We start from the raw sequence: 14,765 nt of genomic DNA on the forward strand, positions 1-14,765 counted from the left end.
CTGTTAACCAGGTATCAATATTCAATTCACCGAAATCATGGCCGCAAAAATAGTACGATCCTTGCCGATCATTTATCCGGGGGGAAAACAATGACCGACCTCGAATTCGAGCGTCGAATGAATCCATGGCTCTTCGACGACAAGGGCAATCTCACCGAAGAGGCGAAGAAGCAGTTCCCGGACCTGGCCGGCGCCAACGCCGCACCGGTCTCACTGAGCCCGGCGGCCGGCGGCAAGACCGTCGCCGTGAACCCCGGCGTGCTCCAGCAGGCCGCGCAGAACGCCTTCGCCCTGCGGGACGCCGTCAAGACCGAGTGCGACCAGCCCGGCGAGCACGTCAACGCCGCCGCCGGGTCCCTCAAGGGCTGGAACCTCGGCGGCGCGCTCACCGCCACCTGGGGCACCTGGACCAGCCAGTCCGGCGGGCTGCAGACCACCGTCGGCGACATCGGCACCAACCTGCAGACCACGGCCCAGAGTTACACCAGGACCGACACGGACATCCAGGCCCACTTCAACCAGGCGCAGGGCGCCGGACGCTAGCGCCGGCGCGAACGGGGGGATACAGCACGATCATGGTGACGTTCAGTCAGCTCCAGCAGGTCGACCTCGGCGGCCTCGCCTCCGCGGCCGGTGACTTCGAGAGCCTCGTCCGCAAGTGGGACCTCACCCAGCGGATGCAGAACGAGGTCATCGGCACCATCCAGCAGTCCGGCTGGCACGGCGACGCCGCCGGCCTCGCCAACGCCAAGCTCACCTGGGCCCGCGACCAGATCCACGCGGCCTTCGAGGAGGCCTCGGCCCTGGCCAAGACGCTCCGCGACGCCCACACCGAGATCACGGCGGCGAAGAACGACCTCACCACCGCGGTCCAGAACGCGACCCACGAGGGCCTCACCGTCGACGGCGAGGGCGCGGTGCACTGGCCGCCGCCCACGACCCAGGAGGACAAGAAGGACGCCGAGTACGCCAGGAGCTGGAAGGCCAAGGCCGAGACCGCCGCCAAGGCCATCGGCGACGCCATAGACCGCGCCACCGAAGCCGACCAGGACGCCTCCCGGGCCCTGGGCGACGACACCGGCAGCGACGGCACCGCGTTCAACGCCAACCCCGTCGGCGGCATCCCGGAGGAGGAGGCCAAGGCGGCCACCTACATCCTCGGCCTCGGCGACCAGGCCAGCGACGCCCAACTCAAGCACCTCCAGGACATCCTGGACCACCACAAGAGCGACCCGCGGTTCGCCACGTCCTTCTACGGCAACCAGGACCCGGCGACCTTCATGGCCAAGTACGGCGCCATGGCGCAGAGCGGGGACTACGCCAACAGCACGGCCCGCAGCGCGGCGATCAAGGGCATCCAGCAGGACCTCGGCCTCACCCTGGCCACCGCGACCGACACCAAGCAGCCGCTGCACGTCTCGGACGAGTGGGAGAAGCGGTTCCGCGCGGCCGGCGCCACGCAGATCCCCGTCCCCGCCGGCGCAAACCCGGCGCACAGCCCGTACGGCTACCAGATCATGGCCAACCTGCTGCGGAACGGGAAGTACGACGACCACTTCCTCGTCCCGGTCGCCCAGCACATCACCCAGCTCACCCAGGAGAACCCGATGCGCTGGGACGCGGCCACCAAGGCCACGTACCCGTACACCGAGCTCAAGTTCATCGGCGTGCCCGACAAGGACGGCAACATCAGGGGCATCAACCCGATGTCCGCGATCCTGGACGGACTCGGCCACAGCCCCGAGGCCGCCACCAAGTTCTTCCACGACGCACCGACCACGTTCAACCCGGACGGCACGGTCAAGAGCACCGGCGGCGAGAACACCTACCTCAAGATGCTCACCGACACCGGTCCCCGGTCGATCCTGATCGACCAGCAGTACCCGCCCCGTCCCAACCCGGGCACCGCCGACCCGTTCGACGTCACCGCGCTCGGCCACGCCCTGGAGGCGGCCACGACGGGCAAGGCGTACGACGACGCCGACGGCAGGTTCCCCCCGCACACCGCCGCGATGAACGACATCATGAATGACGTGGTGAAGACGTTCGGCACCAAGGACGGCCCGGACCTACTCAAGGGCGGCCTGTTCGCGAACCTCAACAGCAGCCTCGGGAACATGACCGCCAACTACATCGGCGACGTCCAGAACGCGCTGGAGGGAGCGGGCGCCGACTCGAACCTCCTCGGCCAGCCCGAGGTCGCGCGCCTGCTCGGCGCGCTCGGCCAGGATCCGGACGCCTACGCGTCGATCGCGGCCGCGCAGCAGGCGTACACCACAGCCCAGCTCCAGGACGTCCTGGCCCACCCCGAGTTGCACAAGGATCTCGGCATGGCGGTCGAGAACGTCGCCAACCCGGCCGGGAAGGTCAATGGTCTGATCACCAGCGCCATGATCGACGCCATCTATGAGAAGCACACCGCCAGCGACGCCGAGTTCAACGCCGCCATCGACACCAAGCGGGAGATCGCCGGTCAGGTCTGGTCGTTCGCCGGCGACGCGATCAAGGGACGAGCGCCCCTGATCGGCGAGGGCATCGACACCGCGGTCAACCAGATCATGGACAACGTCGCCAACGGCTACAAGGTGGACACCCACAACGACGCCAGCGACGAGGCCGCTACCGCGAGGGCGGCAGCCGAGCGCAAGTCGCATCAGGCGATCATCAACGCCATCCACGATGCCGGCCGCAACGCGGGCGCCGACCCGAACTACATCAACGACGTGGCCCGCCGGGCCGCCCAGGAGGAGGACACCGGCTACACCAGCGGCCGGGGCTTGTACCACGATGCCACCCACAAGGGCTGACCCCGCGTCCCACCACCTGCCACGACCGAGAGCGCTGAGAAATGGTTGACGTCGCCCACATCATCCCGCCGTCCCCGGAAGACCCGTCCCCGCGCCGATCACGGGTCCGTCCCTGGCACGCCGTCGTCGCCCTCGCGGTGGCCGCCGCCGTGGGGGGCGGGCTGTGGGCCTGGCAGCCGTGGCAGTCGGTGGAGCTGCCACAGAGCGCGTGCTGGGGGGTACTGGATGCGAACGACCTCAAGCCGCTGACGGGCCCGGACGGGAAGGCCACCGAGCCCCGGCCGTCCCGCGAGATCGCAACCCCGGCGAAGCCCGCCTCGGGGAGCCGTGACTCCCGTTGCCGCGTCATGTGGCCGGACGCGACCATCCTGCTCGACGCGGAGGTGCGACCGGCACGCGACCGGATCGACGCCGACCGGAAGAACGACGCGGGCGGCGGGTCGGTCACCCCGCTCGACTTCGGCCCCGGCACGACCGGGTGGGTCACGGCCAGCAGCATCGTCCCCGGGAACGCGTCGGTCCGGCTCTACGTGCCGTGCGACTTCGACGCCCCGAGGGACGACAGCGACCAGCCCCCGCCGAAGTACTTCGGCGTGCTGGTCTCCGGGGACATCGTCCACGGCGCCTCCCTCGGCAAGGCCCATCAGGCGTATGCGGACATCGCCCTCAAGATCGGCAGAGCCGCCGCGACCGCGTACGAGTGCCGGAACACCATGACGCTGACCGCTACCGCCCCCCGCGTCGCTTCCTAGCGCCCGGACAACAGGAGCTGCCTGAACCGTGGTCGACGTCGCACACATCATCCCGCGCTCGCCCGACGACCCGCCGCCGCCACCGCCGTGGTGGCGGCGGCCCCGGGTGCTGCCGTGGCTGGCCGGGGGCCTCGCGGTGGCCGCCGCCGTGGGGGGCGGGCTGTGGGCCTGGCAGCCGTGGCGGTCGTTGGAGATCGCGCAGAGCGCCTGCTGGTCGGCGCTGTCACGCGATGACCTGAAGCCGCTGGCCGGGCGGTTCGGGAAGGTGTACGAGGCCGTGCCGCGGGCCCGGCTCCAGACGCCGGCCGTGCCGGACGAGCCCCGGGTCCGCAGTACCGACTGCCGGGTCGTCTGGAACGGGGACGACGGTTCCGGCGGCTTCCTCCTCGACGTCCGGGTCTACCCCGCCTGGGACGGGGTGGACGCCGACCGCGCCCGGGACACCGGGGAGCACCACGCCGTCGCCGACCTGGACTTCGGCCCCGGCGCGGTGGGGCTGGCCAGCGACGATTCGGATCACTTCGTCCGGCTCTACGTGCGCTGCGACTTCCAGGTGCCGCCCGGGGACCGCCCCGACCTGAAGGCCCCGCCGTACGTCCGCGTGGAGGCCGGGGGCGACCCGGTGGACGGCGCCTCGCCGGCCGGGGCCCGCCAGGCGTACGCCGATGCCGCGCTGAAGGTCGCCCGGGTCGCCGCCGCCGAGTACCGGTGCACCAACCAGGTGCAGCTGCCCGCCGCCGCCCCCGCCGTGCCGGAGCTGTCGAAGGGGAAGGCCGGTGGCTGAGCGCCCGCGCCGGCGTCGTGTCCTGCCGATCGCGCTCGGCGCTGCGGTGCTCGTGGCCGGGGTCGGCGGCGGGCTCTGGTACGTCAAGCCCTGGCAGGGGGTGGACGTGCCGCAGAGCGCCTGCTGGAACGCGTTCACCCATGACGACCTGGCCGCCCTGGTGGGCAAGGGACACAAGGCCGTCGCATGGCAGGACCGGAAGGCGCTCACGGACCGGGAGTACTCCCACGACGCCGCCTGCGACGTCACGTGGGAGGACGACAATCCGCTGAACCACGCGGTCGCGAAGATCTCCACCGAGAATCGTGACGAGAAGTTCCGGCAGGCCAAGACCAAGGCCGAGTCGACCGGCTGGGAGCCGATCCGCCCCGCGCCGCTGGACTTCGGCCCGGGAGCCCAGGGCTGGTTGTTCCACGAGGGCACGGTGCAGTTGCTGGTCCGCTGCGACTACCTGGACACGGACGGGCAGCCCTCCGGCCGGCCGTACCGCCTGGTCACGATCACCGGCGACCGCTGGTCCTCGGACACCCCCGTCACCGAGGTCCACCGGATCCGTATCGCCGCCGCCCTGCGCACAGCGAGGGAGCTGGTCCGCGCCCAGGGCTGCACGAACGACCCGCAGCTGGCCGCGCGGGCGCCCGCCGCGCCGTTCTGACGGCCTCCCGACCGGCCCGTCGCGGCCCCGGGCTTTGCCGGGGGTGGCGGCGAGCAGGCAAGATAGCCGGGTGACCCTCCTTGATCTGATGCCGAAGCCCGCCACCCCCGACGCGCTGTACGAGACGTTCGCAGCCTGGGCGGAGGATCGGGGGATCACCCTGTACCCGGCGCAGGAGGAGGCGTTGATCGAGCTGGTGTCGGGGAACAACGTGATCCTGGCGACGCCGACCGGGTCGGGCAAGAGCCTGGTGGCGGCGGGGGCGCACTTCGCGGCGCTGGCGGACGGGCAGCGGACGTTCTACACCGCCCCGATCAAGGCGCTGGTGTCGGAGAAGTTCTTCGACCTGGTGAAGATGTTCGGCACCGAGCAGGTCGGCATGATGACCGGCGACGCGAGCGTGAACCCGACCGCGCCGATCATCTGCTGCACCGCCGAGGTGCTGGCCCAGATCGCGCTGCGCGACGGCAGCCGGGCGGACATCGGCCAGGTGGTCATGGACGAGTTCCATTTCTACGCCGAGCCGGACCGCGGCTGGGCGTGGCAGATCCCGCTGCTGGAGCTGCCGCAGGCGCAGTTCCTGCTGATGTCCGCGACGCTCGGCGACGTCCGCCGCTTCGAGGAGGACCTGACCCGCCGCACGGGCCGTCCGACCACGGTGGTGCGCAACGCGACCCGCCCGGTGCCGCTGTTCTACGAGTACCGCCGCACCTCGATGCACGACACCCTGGAGGAGCTGCTGCAGACCGGCCAGGCGCCGGTCTACGTCGTGCACTTCACCCAGAAGGAGGCGGTGGAGCGGGCCCAGTCGCTGATGAGCATCAACATGTGCTCGAAGGCGGAGAAGGAGGCCATCGCCGATCTGATCGGCGGCTTCCGTTTCACCACCAAGTTCGGCCGCAACCTGTCCCGTTTCGTGCGTCACGGCATCGGCGTGCACCACGCGGGCATGCTGCCGAAGTACCGTCGGCTGGTCGAACGCCTCGCCCAGGCGGGCCTGTTGAAGGTCATCTGCGGCACCGACACGCTCGGCGTCGGCGTCAATGTGCCGATCCGCACGGTGCTGTTCACCGCCCTGTCCAAGTACGACGGGCAGCGCGTGCGCATCCTGCGCGCCCGCGAGTTCCACCAGATCGCCGGCCGGGCCGGCCGGGCCGGCTTCGACACCGTCGGCCAGGTGGTGGCGCAGGCGCCGGAGCACGTGATCGAGAACGACAAGGCGATCGCCAAGGCCGGGGACGACCCGAAGAAGAAGCGCAAGGTGGTCCGCAAGAAGGCGCCGGAGGGCTTCGTCGGCTGGACCGAGGAGACCTTCGAGAGGCTGATCGGCGCCGACCCGGAGCCGCTGGTCTCCCGGTTCAAGGTGAGCCACGCGATGCTGCTGTCGGTGATCGGCCGCCCGGGCAACGCCTTCGAGGCGATGCGCAAGCTGCTGACCGACAACCACGAGGACCGGGCCGCGCAGCGCCGGCACATCCGCACCACGATCGCCATCTACCGTTCGCTGCTGGAGGGCGGCGTGGTGGAGCGGCTGCCGGAGCCCGACTCCGAGGGCCGGATCGTCCGCCTCACCCTGGACCTCCAGGAGAACTTCGCGCTCAACCAGCCGCTGTCCACCTTCGCGCTGGCCGCCTTCGAGCTGCTCGACCCGACCTCGCCCTCGTACGCGATGGACGTGATCTCGGTCGTCGAGGCGACCCTCGACGACCCGCGCCAGATCCTCGCCGCCCAGCAGAACAAGGCGCGCGGCGAGGCCGTCGGCGAGATGAAGCGGGACGGCATCGAGTACGAGGAGCGGATGGAGCGGCTCCAGGAGATCACGTACCCGAAGCCGCTGGAGGAGCTGCTCACCCACGCCTACGAGGTGTACCGCCGGGCGCACCCGTGGATCGGCGACCACCAGTTGCAGCCGAAGTCGGTGGTCCGCGACCTGTACGAGCGGGCGATGACCTTCTCGGACTACGTCGGCTTCTACGAGCTGGCCCGGACCGAGGGCATCGTGCTGCGCTACCTGGCCGGCGCGTTCAAGGCGCTGGAGCAGACCGTCCCCGAGGACGTGAAGACCGACGACCTCAAGGACGTCATCGCCTGGCTCGGCGAGCTGGTCCGCCAGGTCGACTCCAGCCTGCTGGACGAGTGGGAGCAGCTGGCCAACCCGACCGAGGCGGCCACCGCCGAGGTGCGGCTGGACGACAAGCCGGCGCCGGTCACCGCCAACGCCCGCGCCTTCCGCGTCCTGGTGCGCAACGAGATGTTCCGCCGGGTCGAGCTGTGCGCGCTGGAGCACTACGAGGAGCTCGCCGAGCTGGACGGCGAGTACGGCTGGGACGCGGACCGCTGGGCGGACGCCATGGACGGGTACTGGGAGGAGTACGACGACCTCGGCACCGGCCCGGACGCGCGCGGCCCCAAGATGCTGATCATCGAGGAGGAGGACTCCTCCTGGCGGGTCCGGCAGATCTTCGACGACCCGGAGGGCGACCACGACTGGGGCATCAGCGCCGAGGTCGACCTGTACGGCTCGGACGAGGAGGGCCGGGCGGTGCTGCGGGTGACCGCGGTGGACCGGCTCGGCGGCTGAGCCGGATCCCGGTCCGGTCACGGGTCCGGTCACGGGTCCGGTCACGGGCCCGGCCACGGGTCCGGTCACGGGCCCGGTCCTGACGATGACGAATCCCCCCGGAGGCCGCGGCTTCCGGGGGGATTCGTCATCGGGCCGCTGTCAGGCCGCCGTCATCGGGCCGCCGTCGGACCGTCACGGGCCGCCGTCAGGCCGCCGCCGTCACATCCAGGCGAACGGCGAGCCCGCCGCGTAGGAGAGCGCGCGGGTGGCCTCGTCCAGGGTCTGTTCGCTGCTGGGCGCCGTGCCGGTGGCCCCCGGGAGCGGCGTGGCCGGCGCCCCGGTGCCGCCGGGGGTGGTGGCCGCCGGCCGGCCGTCGCCCGAGCGCGAGCTGGTGACGGTCACGTAGTGCCCGACCGCCTCGATCCGCGGCTCGCCGCCGGTCCGGGCGCCGCCGGGCGGCTGGGCGGGGGCGGTGGTGGTGTCGGCGAGGATGAAGGCGACCGCGCCGGGCTTGGCCCGCAGGGCGTCGGCGGCCCTGGCGGCGGAGGGCTGGTCGGGGAAGCGCAGCAGGGTGACGCTGCTGAGCACCGGGCGGTCCTGGCCGCTGAAGCTGACGGTCAGGTAGCTCTGGCAGCCGGTGTCCTTGAGCGGGTCCTGGGCGCGGTCCTGGAGCACTTCGGCGCAGTTCTCGCCCTGCCGGACGCCATTGCGCCGCGCCTTGAAGGCACCGACCTCGACGGGCCGCTGGGCGGGGAAGAGGTTGTCGACGTTGAGGGCCTCGGGGTCGGTGCGCGGCGGCGGGGCGCCGACCACCTTCGGCGTCGCGGTCGCGTCCTTGCTGGACGGGCCGAGCCCGGGTATGTAGTCGCCGGGCATCGGGCGGGTGATGATCCATCCCCCGGCCGCGACCACCCCGACGACGACGATCCACCCGGCCGTTCGACGGACCGTCAGCCGACGGCCCCGCCTGCGGTCCGTCCCCCCATCGGTGTCGGCGTCGCCGCCGATCCGCTGCTCTGCCCGGCCTTCCCGGCCTTCTCCCGGAGTCGGGGTGCGCTCCCCCTGCGTGGTCATGGCGCAGATTCTAAGCACCCCGGGGGTGGCGTGGATCACGGGGTCGGGGGTTGTGGATCATCGTCCGCCGCAGGCCTCGGCCACCGGCCCGGCGCCACCCTCGCCGCCCGTTCACCACTCGCTCCCTACCCACCGGTAACCTCTGGCCCGACCTCGCGTCAAGCGCGTGACCAGCGGCGGAGCCGTGACCTTCGACACTGTGGCAATCGGCACATCCTCACACCGATCTTCTGGCGGGTTTGCTCTGGCGCCGCTCGATCACCACCAGGCAGGATCGGCCCCATGGATCTGCTCGATACCCTCACCGCCAAGGGCCTGCGCGGCGAAGTCCCGACCCGCGAGGAGGCCCTGGCCGTCCTCGCCACCACCGACGACGAGCTGCTCGACGTGGTCGCCGCGGCCGGCAAGGTGCGCCGCCGCTGGTTCGGCCGCCGGGTCAAGCTCAACTACCTGGTGAACCTGAAGAGCGGGCTCTGCCCGGAGGACTGCTCGTACTGTTCGCAGCGGCTCGGGTCCAAGGCCGAGATCCTCAAGTACACCTGGCTCAAGCCCGACCAGGCCGCCGACGCGGCCCGCGCCGGGGTGGCCGGCGGCGCCAAGCGGGTCTGTCTGGTCGCCAGCGGCCGCGGTCCGACGGACCGCGACATCGACCGGGTCACCGACACCATGGCCGCCATCAAGGACGCCGACCCGGAGGTCGAGATCTGCGTCTGCCTCGGCCTGCTCTCCGACAACCAGGCGGAGCGGCTCAAGGCGGCGGGCGCCGACGCCTACAACCACAACCTCAACACCTCCGAGGGCACCTACGGGACCATCACCAAGACCCACACCTACGCGGACCGGGTGGACACCGTGCAGAAGGCCCACGGCGCGGGCCTGTCCGCCTGCTCCGGCCTGATCGCCGGCATGGGCGAGAGCGACGAGGACCTGGTCGACGTCGTCTTCGCCCTGCGCGACCTGGGCTCGGACTCCGTCCCGGTCAACTTCCTCATCCCGTTCGAGGGCACCCCGCTCGCCAAGGAGTGGAACCTCACCCCGCAGCGCTGCCTGCGCATCCTGGCGATGGTCCGCTTCGTCAACCCGGACACCGAGGTGCGGATCGCCGGCGGGCGCGAGGTGCACCTGCGCTCGATGCAGCCGCTCGGCCTGCACATCGCCAACTCCATCTTCCTCGGCGACTACCTGACCAGCGAGGGCCAGGCCGGGCAGACCGACCTCGACATGATCAAGGACGCCGGCTTCGAGGTCGAGGGCGCCGGCGAGGCCACCCTGCCGCGCCACCGCGCGGACGTCGCCGAGGCAGACCGGGCGGGCGGCGGCTGCGGCACCGCGGCCTCGGCCTGCGGCAGCGGCGGCGGCTGCGGGCCCTGCGGCGGGCACGCCCACACCTCGGACGCCTCCGCCCCGGAGACCGTCCCCTCGGAGACCGTCTCCCCGGCGGCCGTCGCCGGATCCGGCGCCGAGGACGAGCTCCGCAGCGACCTCGTCAAGGTCCGCCGCCGCGGCGCCGGCACCGAACTCGCGCCCAACGCCTGACAGTTCCGACCCTCCGGAGAACGCACCATGCTCCAGCCGTCCGCGGCCGACCTGCTCGCCCTCGACCGCGCCCATGTGTGGCACCCGTACGGGCCGATGCCCGGGACCGTCACCCCGTACGTGGTCGAGTCCGCCTCCGGGGTGCGGCTGCGCCTGGCCGAGCCGGTCGCGGGCGGGCGGCGCGAGCTGGTCGACGGGATGTCGTCCTGGTGGGCGGCGATCCACGGCTACCGGCACCCGGTGCTGGACGAGGCGGTGCGCGAGCAGCTGGGGCGGATGAGCCATGTGATGTTCGGCGGGCTCACCCACGAGCCCGCCGTCCGGCTGGCCGCCAGGCTGGTGGAGATCACTCCGGAGCCGCTGCGGCACGTCTTCCTCGCCGACTCGGGCTCGGTGGCCGTCGAGGTCGCGATGAAGATGTGCCTCCAGTACTGGCAGTCCATCGGGCGGCCGGCCAAGCGCCGGCTGCTCACCTGGCGCGGCGGCTACCACGGGGACACCTTCCACCCGATGTCGGTGTGCGACCCGGACGGCGGGATGCACCACCTGTGGGGCGGGGTGCTGCCCGGCCAGCTGTTCGCCCCGGAGCCGCCGGCCGGGTTCGACGCTCCGCTCGACCCCGAATACGCCGCTCGGTTCGAGGAGTTGATGGCGCGTCACGCCGACGAGCTGGCCGCCGTCATCGTCGAACCGGTGGTCCAGGGCGCGGGCGGGATGCGCTTCCACTCCCCCGCCTACCTGCGGATGCTGCGCGAACTGTGCGACCGCTACGGGGTGCTGCTGGTCTTCGACGAGATCGCCACCGGCTTCGGGCGCAGCGGCGCCCTGTTCGCCGCCGACCACGCGGGCGTCTCGCCGGACGTGATGTGCCTGGGCAAGGCGCTGACCGGCGGCTACCTGACGCTGGCCGCCGCCCTGTGCACCGGCGAGGTCGCGGACGGGATCAGCCGCGGCGAGGTGCCGGTGCTCGCGCACGGGCCCACGTTCATGGGCAACCCGCTGGCCTGCGCGGTCGCCAACGCCTCGCTGGAGCTGCTGCTCGGGCAGGACTGGTCGACGGAGGTCAAGCGGATCGGGACCGGGCTGACCGAGGGTCTCGCGGCGGCCGCGGACGTCCCCGGCGTACTCGACGTACGGGTCCAAGGGGCCATCGGCGTCGTGCAGTTGGACCACCCGGTGGACGTCCCGGCGGCCACCGAGGCGGCGGCGCGCGAAGGCGTGTGGCTGCGGCCCTTCCGGGACCTGATCTACACGATGCCCCCCTATGTGACGGAGGACGAGGACGTGGCACGGATCGCTGCCGCCGTGACCGCCGCGGCGGTGAAGGGATGAGCGCGCGCATCCTCTTCGTGACGGGGACCAACACGGACGTCGGCAAGACCGTTGCCACGGCCGCCGTCGCCTCGGCGGCGCTGCGGGCCGGGCTGAAGGTAGCCGTGCTCAAGCCCGGGCAGACCGGCGTGACGGCCGACGAGCCCGGCGACGCAGCCGAAGTCCGGTGCCTGGCGGGCGAGCTGACGATCCGTGAGCTGGTGCGCTACCCCGAGCCGCTGGCGCCCGACACCGCCGCCCGACGGGCCGGGATGCCGTACCTCTCCCCCGCCGAGGTGGTGTCCGAGGTCGCCGAGCTGGCTTCCACACACGACCTGGTCCTGGTGGAAGGCGCGGGCGGGCTGCTGGTCCGCTACGACGACGAGGGCCGCACGCTCGCCGACCAGGCCCGGGCGGTGCTCGACGCCGGGCTTCCGGCCGAGGTGCTGCTGATCGCCTCGGCCGGGCTCGGGACGCTCAACATCGTCTCCCTCACCGCGGAGGCCCTGGCGGCCCGGGGCCTGCCGCTCGCGGGTGTGCTCGTCGGCTCCTGGCCCGCCGAGCCCGGCCTCGCCGAGCGCTGCAACCTGGCCGACCTGCCCCGCTCCGCCGGCGCCCCACTGCTCGGCGCCCTGCCGGAACGAGCGGGCGGCGCCGAGGACTTCGCCGCCCTCGCGTACGCCTCGCTGGCCCCTGAGCTGGGCGGCAGCTGGGACGCCGAGCACTTCGCGCACGCCCACCGGCCCGATTCGACCCCGCTTCGCTCGAAGGGGTGATCCCGGCTTCCGCCCCTGTCGGAAGCCGGGACGGCTCAATACCGTTCTTTCCATGACAGACGGGCTCACCGCAGACGAGGCCCTGCGGGCCTTGGCCGCCCTGGAGGCGGCGTGGAAGGACGACGACGAGGCGCTGTTCGCCCTGGCGGCGGGCGGCACCGGTGAACGGCCGCTGCCGGCACTGGTCGCCGCGTACGGCGAGCACGCCATGGACACCCTGATGGCGCTCGCCTTCGGGCTGCGCGCCACCATGAGCGACGAGGAGATCGCCGAGATCTCCGACGCCGTCAGCTCCAACATCGGCGCCCGAATGAGCGCCCTGCTGACCCAGACCCTGAAGGCCTGGGGCACCCTCGCTCCGGCGGAGGACCTCTCGGTGACGAAGATCATCGCCCACACCGTGATCGACGCGATGCGGGCCGTCACCGAGGACCCCAGCAAGACCGAGGTGCTGCCGCTGCTGGCCACCTTCCGCAGCTACGCCCTCAACGGCACCTGAGAGGACGGGAATTCGCGAGTCGGCGCGGGCTTCGAGAGTGCTCGAAGCCCGCGCTGCTACGTGTGCGCCCTCATCCACCCTGCGGCGAAGGCGAATCCGCCCGTAGAGGATGCGAGGAAGACGAGGACGAACGCCATGGCACTCGCCGGGGTCGATACGCCCTCGGGAATCATGAGGGCGGCGACGGCGGCGACCGCGAGACTCCCGACGACGATCACGCCGGCGGCGGCGACGGCCGCATACCTCTGCGGAGGACGACGACCAGCCGCTCGATGACGTCCGGCCGGGCGGCCCCGAGGTCGATCAGGACGACGCCGGTGGCCTTGGCCGAGCGCCAGTCGATCCCGAGGGACGGGAGTTTCACGTCGGCGGCGTTCAGGACGGCCTGGAGGTCGTCGAGGACGTCGGCCGCGGTGCGACGGTCCTCGGCCGTGGTCTTGTCGATCATGCTGCTCATCGGGCATCTCACTGTTCGGTGTTCGTGATCCAACGCGCTTCGGCGTCCCACTCGATGCCGCCGCCGGGGGGCCGGAGGTAGGCGCGGCCGTGCTGCCACCCCATGAAGGCGGCCCAGCGTCCCGAGCGGACGTCGAAGACCCGCTCGCCGACGATGGAGGGGCGGTAGGGGTTGGAGGGCGGCGCCACCCGCCGCGCGGCCGGCGCCGCGGGGGTCAGGGAGGAGGCGTTCACCCGCGCCTCGGGGACGGAGTCGCCGCACTGCGCGCAGCGGCAGGGCGGAAAGTTCCGCCGCAGGATGAGGCTTTCAGCAGATTGATTGTTGGTCATATTTGCCACTCCACTGAGGTGTTCGCCGGATTCGGCCGTCACCGTTCGTGATTCAAGCGTCACGCCTCGGGCTACGCTTGTGAAGAAGCGGCATGTCCCCACCCCTTTTGAAGACATCCGGAGGCCTCAGATGTCTGCCCAGCCTCGCGACCTCACCCCCGGCCGCTCCGCCCGACACTTCTTCGGGTCAGAGATCCGGCACCACCGAACCTGCGCCGGATTGTCCATTGCCGATCTGGCCGAGCAGGTTCGCTACAGCAAGTCCCACATGGCCAACATCGAGGCTGCACACCGGACTCCACCGCCGGATCTCCCCCCACTGCTCGACACTGCGCTTCCCTCTTCCGAGGGCTTCTTCACCCGGTTCTTCCCCCTCGTGAGCAGCGAGGCCTTTCCGGACTGGTCGCGGCGCTATATGGCACTCGAACCGGCAGCGAACACCCATCTGAAGTTCGCGCTGTCGATTCCGGGCCTGTGGCAGACCGAGAACTACGGCCTGGCTCTCCTACGACTGGGCCGACCTCGGGCATCCGAACAGGAAGTCCGGGAACGCTGGAACCGTCGTAAGGCTCGACAGCGAATCCTCCATGGCCCCACACCTCCATTCATTTGGGTCGTTCTGGACGAAGCAGCTGCCCGCCGGGTCGTCGGCAGCCCTGAGATCACCCGCGAACAGATCAGGCACGTGATCGCCATCGCACAGGGCAGGAACGCTGCCGTACAGATTCTGCCCATCGATCGAGGTCACGGCGCCATCGGCGGTTCGCTGACCCTTCTCCACTTCGACGACGCCCCTCGGGTCGCCTACTTGGAGGGACTGCAGTCGGGCCAACTCGTCGAGACCCCAGACCAGGTGACCGATTTGGCACTGATCTACGATACGCTCCGAACAGTCGCCCTTACGCCTGATGAGTCGTTGGCGTGGCTGCAGAGAGCATCGGAGGATCCCCGGAATGACCCCACATGATTCGGCCCTGGACCCCTCCACTGCCCACTGGGTCAAGTCGACCTACAGCGATCCCCAGGGCGACGGCGACTGCGTACAGGTAGCCACCAGCTTCCTCGCCACCCACGACCTGATCCTCATCGGCGACACCAAAACCCCGGGCGCCCATCTCGCCGTCTCTCCCGAGGCCTTCGCCGCCTTCATCTCCGCCACCTCCGCCGGCGAGTTCGGCAGCATCTGAGAAGTGGTGGCGGAGTGGGCCTCGCCCGCTCCGGG

Annotated in this window: 15 protein-coding genes; 12 read left to right on the plus strand and 3 right to left on the minus strand. The window is 71.2% G+C overall.

Annotation, left to right across the window (positions count from 1 at the left end; translation table 11 throughout):
- The first annotated feature begins 90 nt into the window (after positions 1–90).
- From ACFVGO_RS09095 to ACFVGO_RS09120, 6 genes are all read left to right on the plus strand, one after another.
- Positions 91–543 carry a hypothetical protein gene (locus ACFVGO_RS09095; protein ID WP_359913327.1) on the plus strand — a complete coding sequence of 151 codons (453 nt, stop codon included), beginning with the start codon at positions 91–93 and terminating at the stop codon, positions 541–543.
- A 32-nt stretch (positions 544–575) separates the two neighbouring features.
- Entirely contained in the window at positions 576–2,807 is a 2,232-nt protein-coding gene (locus ACFVGO_RS09100) for a hypothetical protein (RefSeq protein ID WP_380631222.1), read from the plus strand.
- 41 nt (positions 2,808–2,848) lie between these two features.
- Complete coding sequence (locus ACFVGO_RS09105; RefSeq protein WP_380350637.1) at positions 2,849–3,559, plus strand: hypothetical protein; 711 nt, start codon at positions 2,849–2,851, stop codon at positions 3,557–3,559.
- A 28-nt stretch (positions 3,560–3,587) separates the two neighbouring features.
- Positions 3,588–4,343 carry a hypothetical protein gene (locus ACFVGO_RS09110; RefSeq protein WP_359913335.1) on the plus strand — a complete coding sequence of 252 codons (756 nt, stop codon included), beginning with the start codon at positions 3,588–3,590 and terminating at the stop codon, positions 4,341–4,343.
- Entirely contained in the window at positions 4,336–4,998 is a 663-nt protein-coding gene (locus ACFVGO_RS09115; RefSeq protein ID WP_380350635.1) for a hypothetical protein, read from the plus strand. The genes ACFVGO_RS09110 and ACFVGO_RS09115 overlap by 8 nt, the downstream gene beginning before the upstream one ends.
- Positions 4,999–5,086: 88 nt before the next feature.
- Positions 5,087–7,579 carry a DEAD/DEAH box helicase gene (locus tag ACFVGO_RS09120; protein ID WP_380631255.1) on the plus strand — a complete coding sequence of 831 codons (2,493 nt, stop codon included), beginning with the start codon at positions 5,087–5,089 and terminating at the stop codon, positions 7,577–7,579.
- Between the two features lie 201 nt (positions 7,580–7,780).
- Here ACFVGO_RS09120 and ACFVGO_RS09125 read toward each other — a convergent pair whose 3' ends face one another.
- The gene (locus ACFVGO_RS09125; RefSeq protein WP_359913343.1) at positions 7,781–8,635 is read right to left on the minus strand and encodes a hypothetical protein; all 855 of its coding nucleotides are present in this window, start codon (positions 8,633–8,635) and stop codon (positions 7,781–7,783) included.
- A gap of 282 nt (positions 8,636–8,917) precedes the next feature.
- Here ACFVGO_RS09125 and bioB point away from each other — a divergent pair, with 282 nt between their 5' ends.
- From bioB to ACFVGO_RS09145, 4 genes are read left to right on the plus strand one after another with little or no spacing between them, the layout of a single operon-like run.
- The gene (gene bioB, locus ACFVGO_RS09130) at positions 8,918–10,171 is read left to right on the plus strand and encodes a biotin synthase BioB (protein ID WP_380350633.1); all 1,254 of its coding nucleotides are present in this window, start codon (positions 8,918–8,920) and stop codon (positions 10,169–10,171) included.
- Positions 10,172–10,198: 27 nt separating this feature from the next.
- Positions 10,199–11,503 (plus strand): adenosylmethionine--8-amino-7-oxononanoate transaminase, encoded by a 1,305-nt coding sequence (locus ACFVGO_RS09135; RefSeq protein WP_359913348.1) that lies wholly within the window; start codon positions 10,199–10,201, stop codon positions 11,501–11,503.
- The gene (bioD, locus tag ACFVGO_RS09140; RefSeq protein WP_380631223.1) at positions 11,500–12,258 is read left to right on the plus strand and encodes a dethiobiotin synthase; all 759 of its coding nucleotides are present in this window, start codon (positions 11,500–11,502) and stop codon (positions 12,256–12,258) included. The genes ACFVGO_RS09135 and bioD overlap by 4 nt, the downstream gene beginning before the upstream one ends.
- 52 nt (positions 12,259–12,310) lie before the next feature.
- Positions 12,311–12,757, plus strand: coding sequence for a hypothetical protein (locus tag ACFVGO_RS09145; protein ID WP_359913369.1), 447 nt, complete (start codon positions 12,311–12,313; stop codon positions 12,755–12,757).
- 214 nt (positions 12,758–12,971) lie between these two features.
- Here the strand turns inward: ACFVGO_RS09145 and ACFVGO_RS09150 are convergent, their stop codons facing one another.
- Both ACFVGO_RS09150 and ACFVGO_RS09155 read right to left on the minus strand, forming a co-directional pair.
- On the minus strand, positions 12,972–13,214 hold the full coding sequence (locus ACFVGO_RS09150) for a hypothetical protein (RefSeq protein WP_380631224.1): 243 nt from the start codon (positions 13,212–13,214) through the stop codon (positions 12,972–12,974).
- Between the two features lie 8 nt (positions 13,215–13,222).
- Complete coding sequence (locus tag ACFVGO_RS09155; RefSeq protein WP_380631225.1) at positions 13,223–13,543, minus strand: hypothetical protein; 321 nt, start codon at positions 13,541–13,543, stop codon at positions 13,223–13,225.
- Between the two features lie 130 nt (positions 13,544–13,673).
- Here ACFVGO_RS09155 and ACFVGO_RS09160 point away from each other — a divergent pair, with 130 nt between their 5' ends.
- Together ACFVGO_RS09160 and ACFVGO_RS09165 are read left to right on the plus strand one after the other, a co-directional pair.
- A complete protein-coding gene (locus ACFVGO_RS09160) occupies positions 13,674–14,510 on the plus strand; it encodes a Scr1 family TA system antitoxin-like transcriptional regulator (protein ID WP_380631226.1) in 837 nt (278 codons plus the stop codon).
- Positions 14,497–14,730 carry a DUF397 domain-containing protein gene (locus ACFVGO_RS09165; protein ID WP_380631227.1) on the plus strand — a complete coding sequence of 78 codons (234 nt, stop codon included), beginning with the start codon at positions 14,497–14,499 and terminating at the stop codon, positions 14,728–14,730. Before ACFVGO_RS09160 ends, ACFVGO_RS09165 begins: the two co-directional genes overlap by 14 nt.
- Positions 14,731–14,765 lie beyond the last annotated feature (35 nt).

It is taken from the genome of Kitasatospora sp. NPDC057738 (assembly GCF_042798815.1).
GTDB classification, from domain to species: domain Bacteria; phylum Actinomycetota; class Actinomycetes; order Streptomycetales; family Streptomycetaceae; genus Kitasatospora; species Kitasatospora lactacystinica.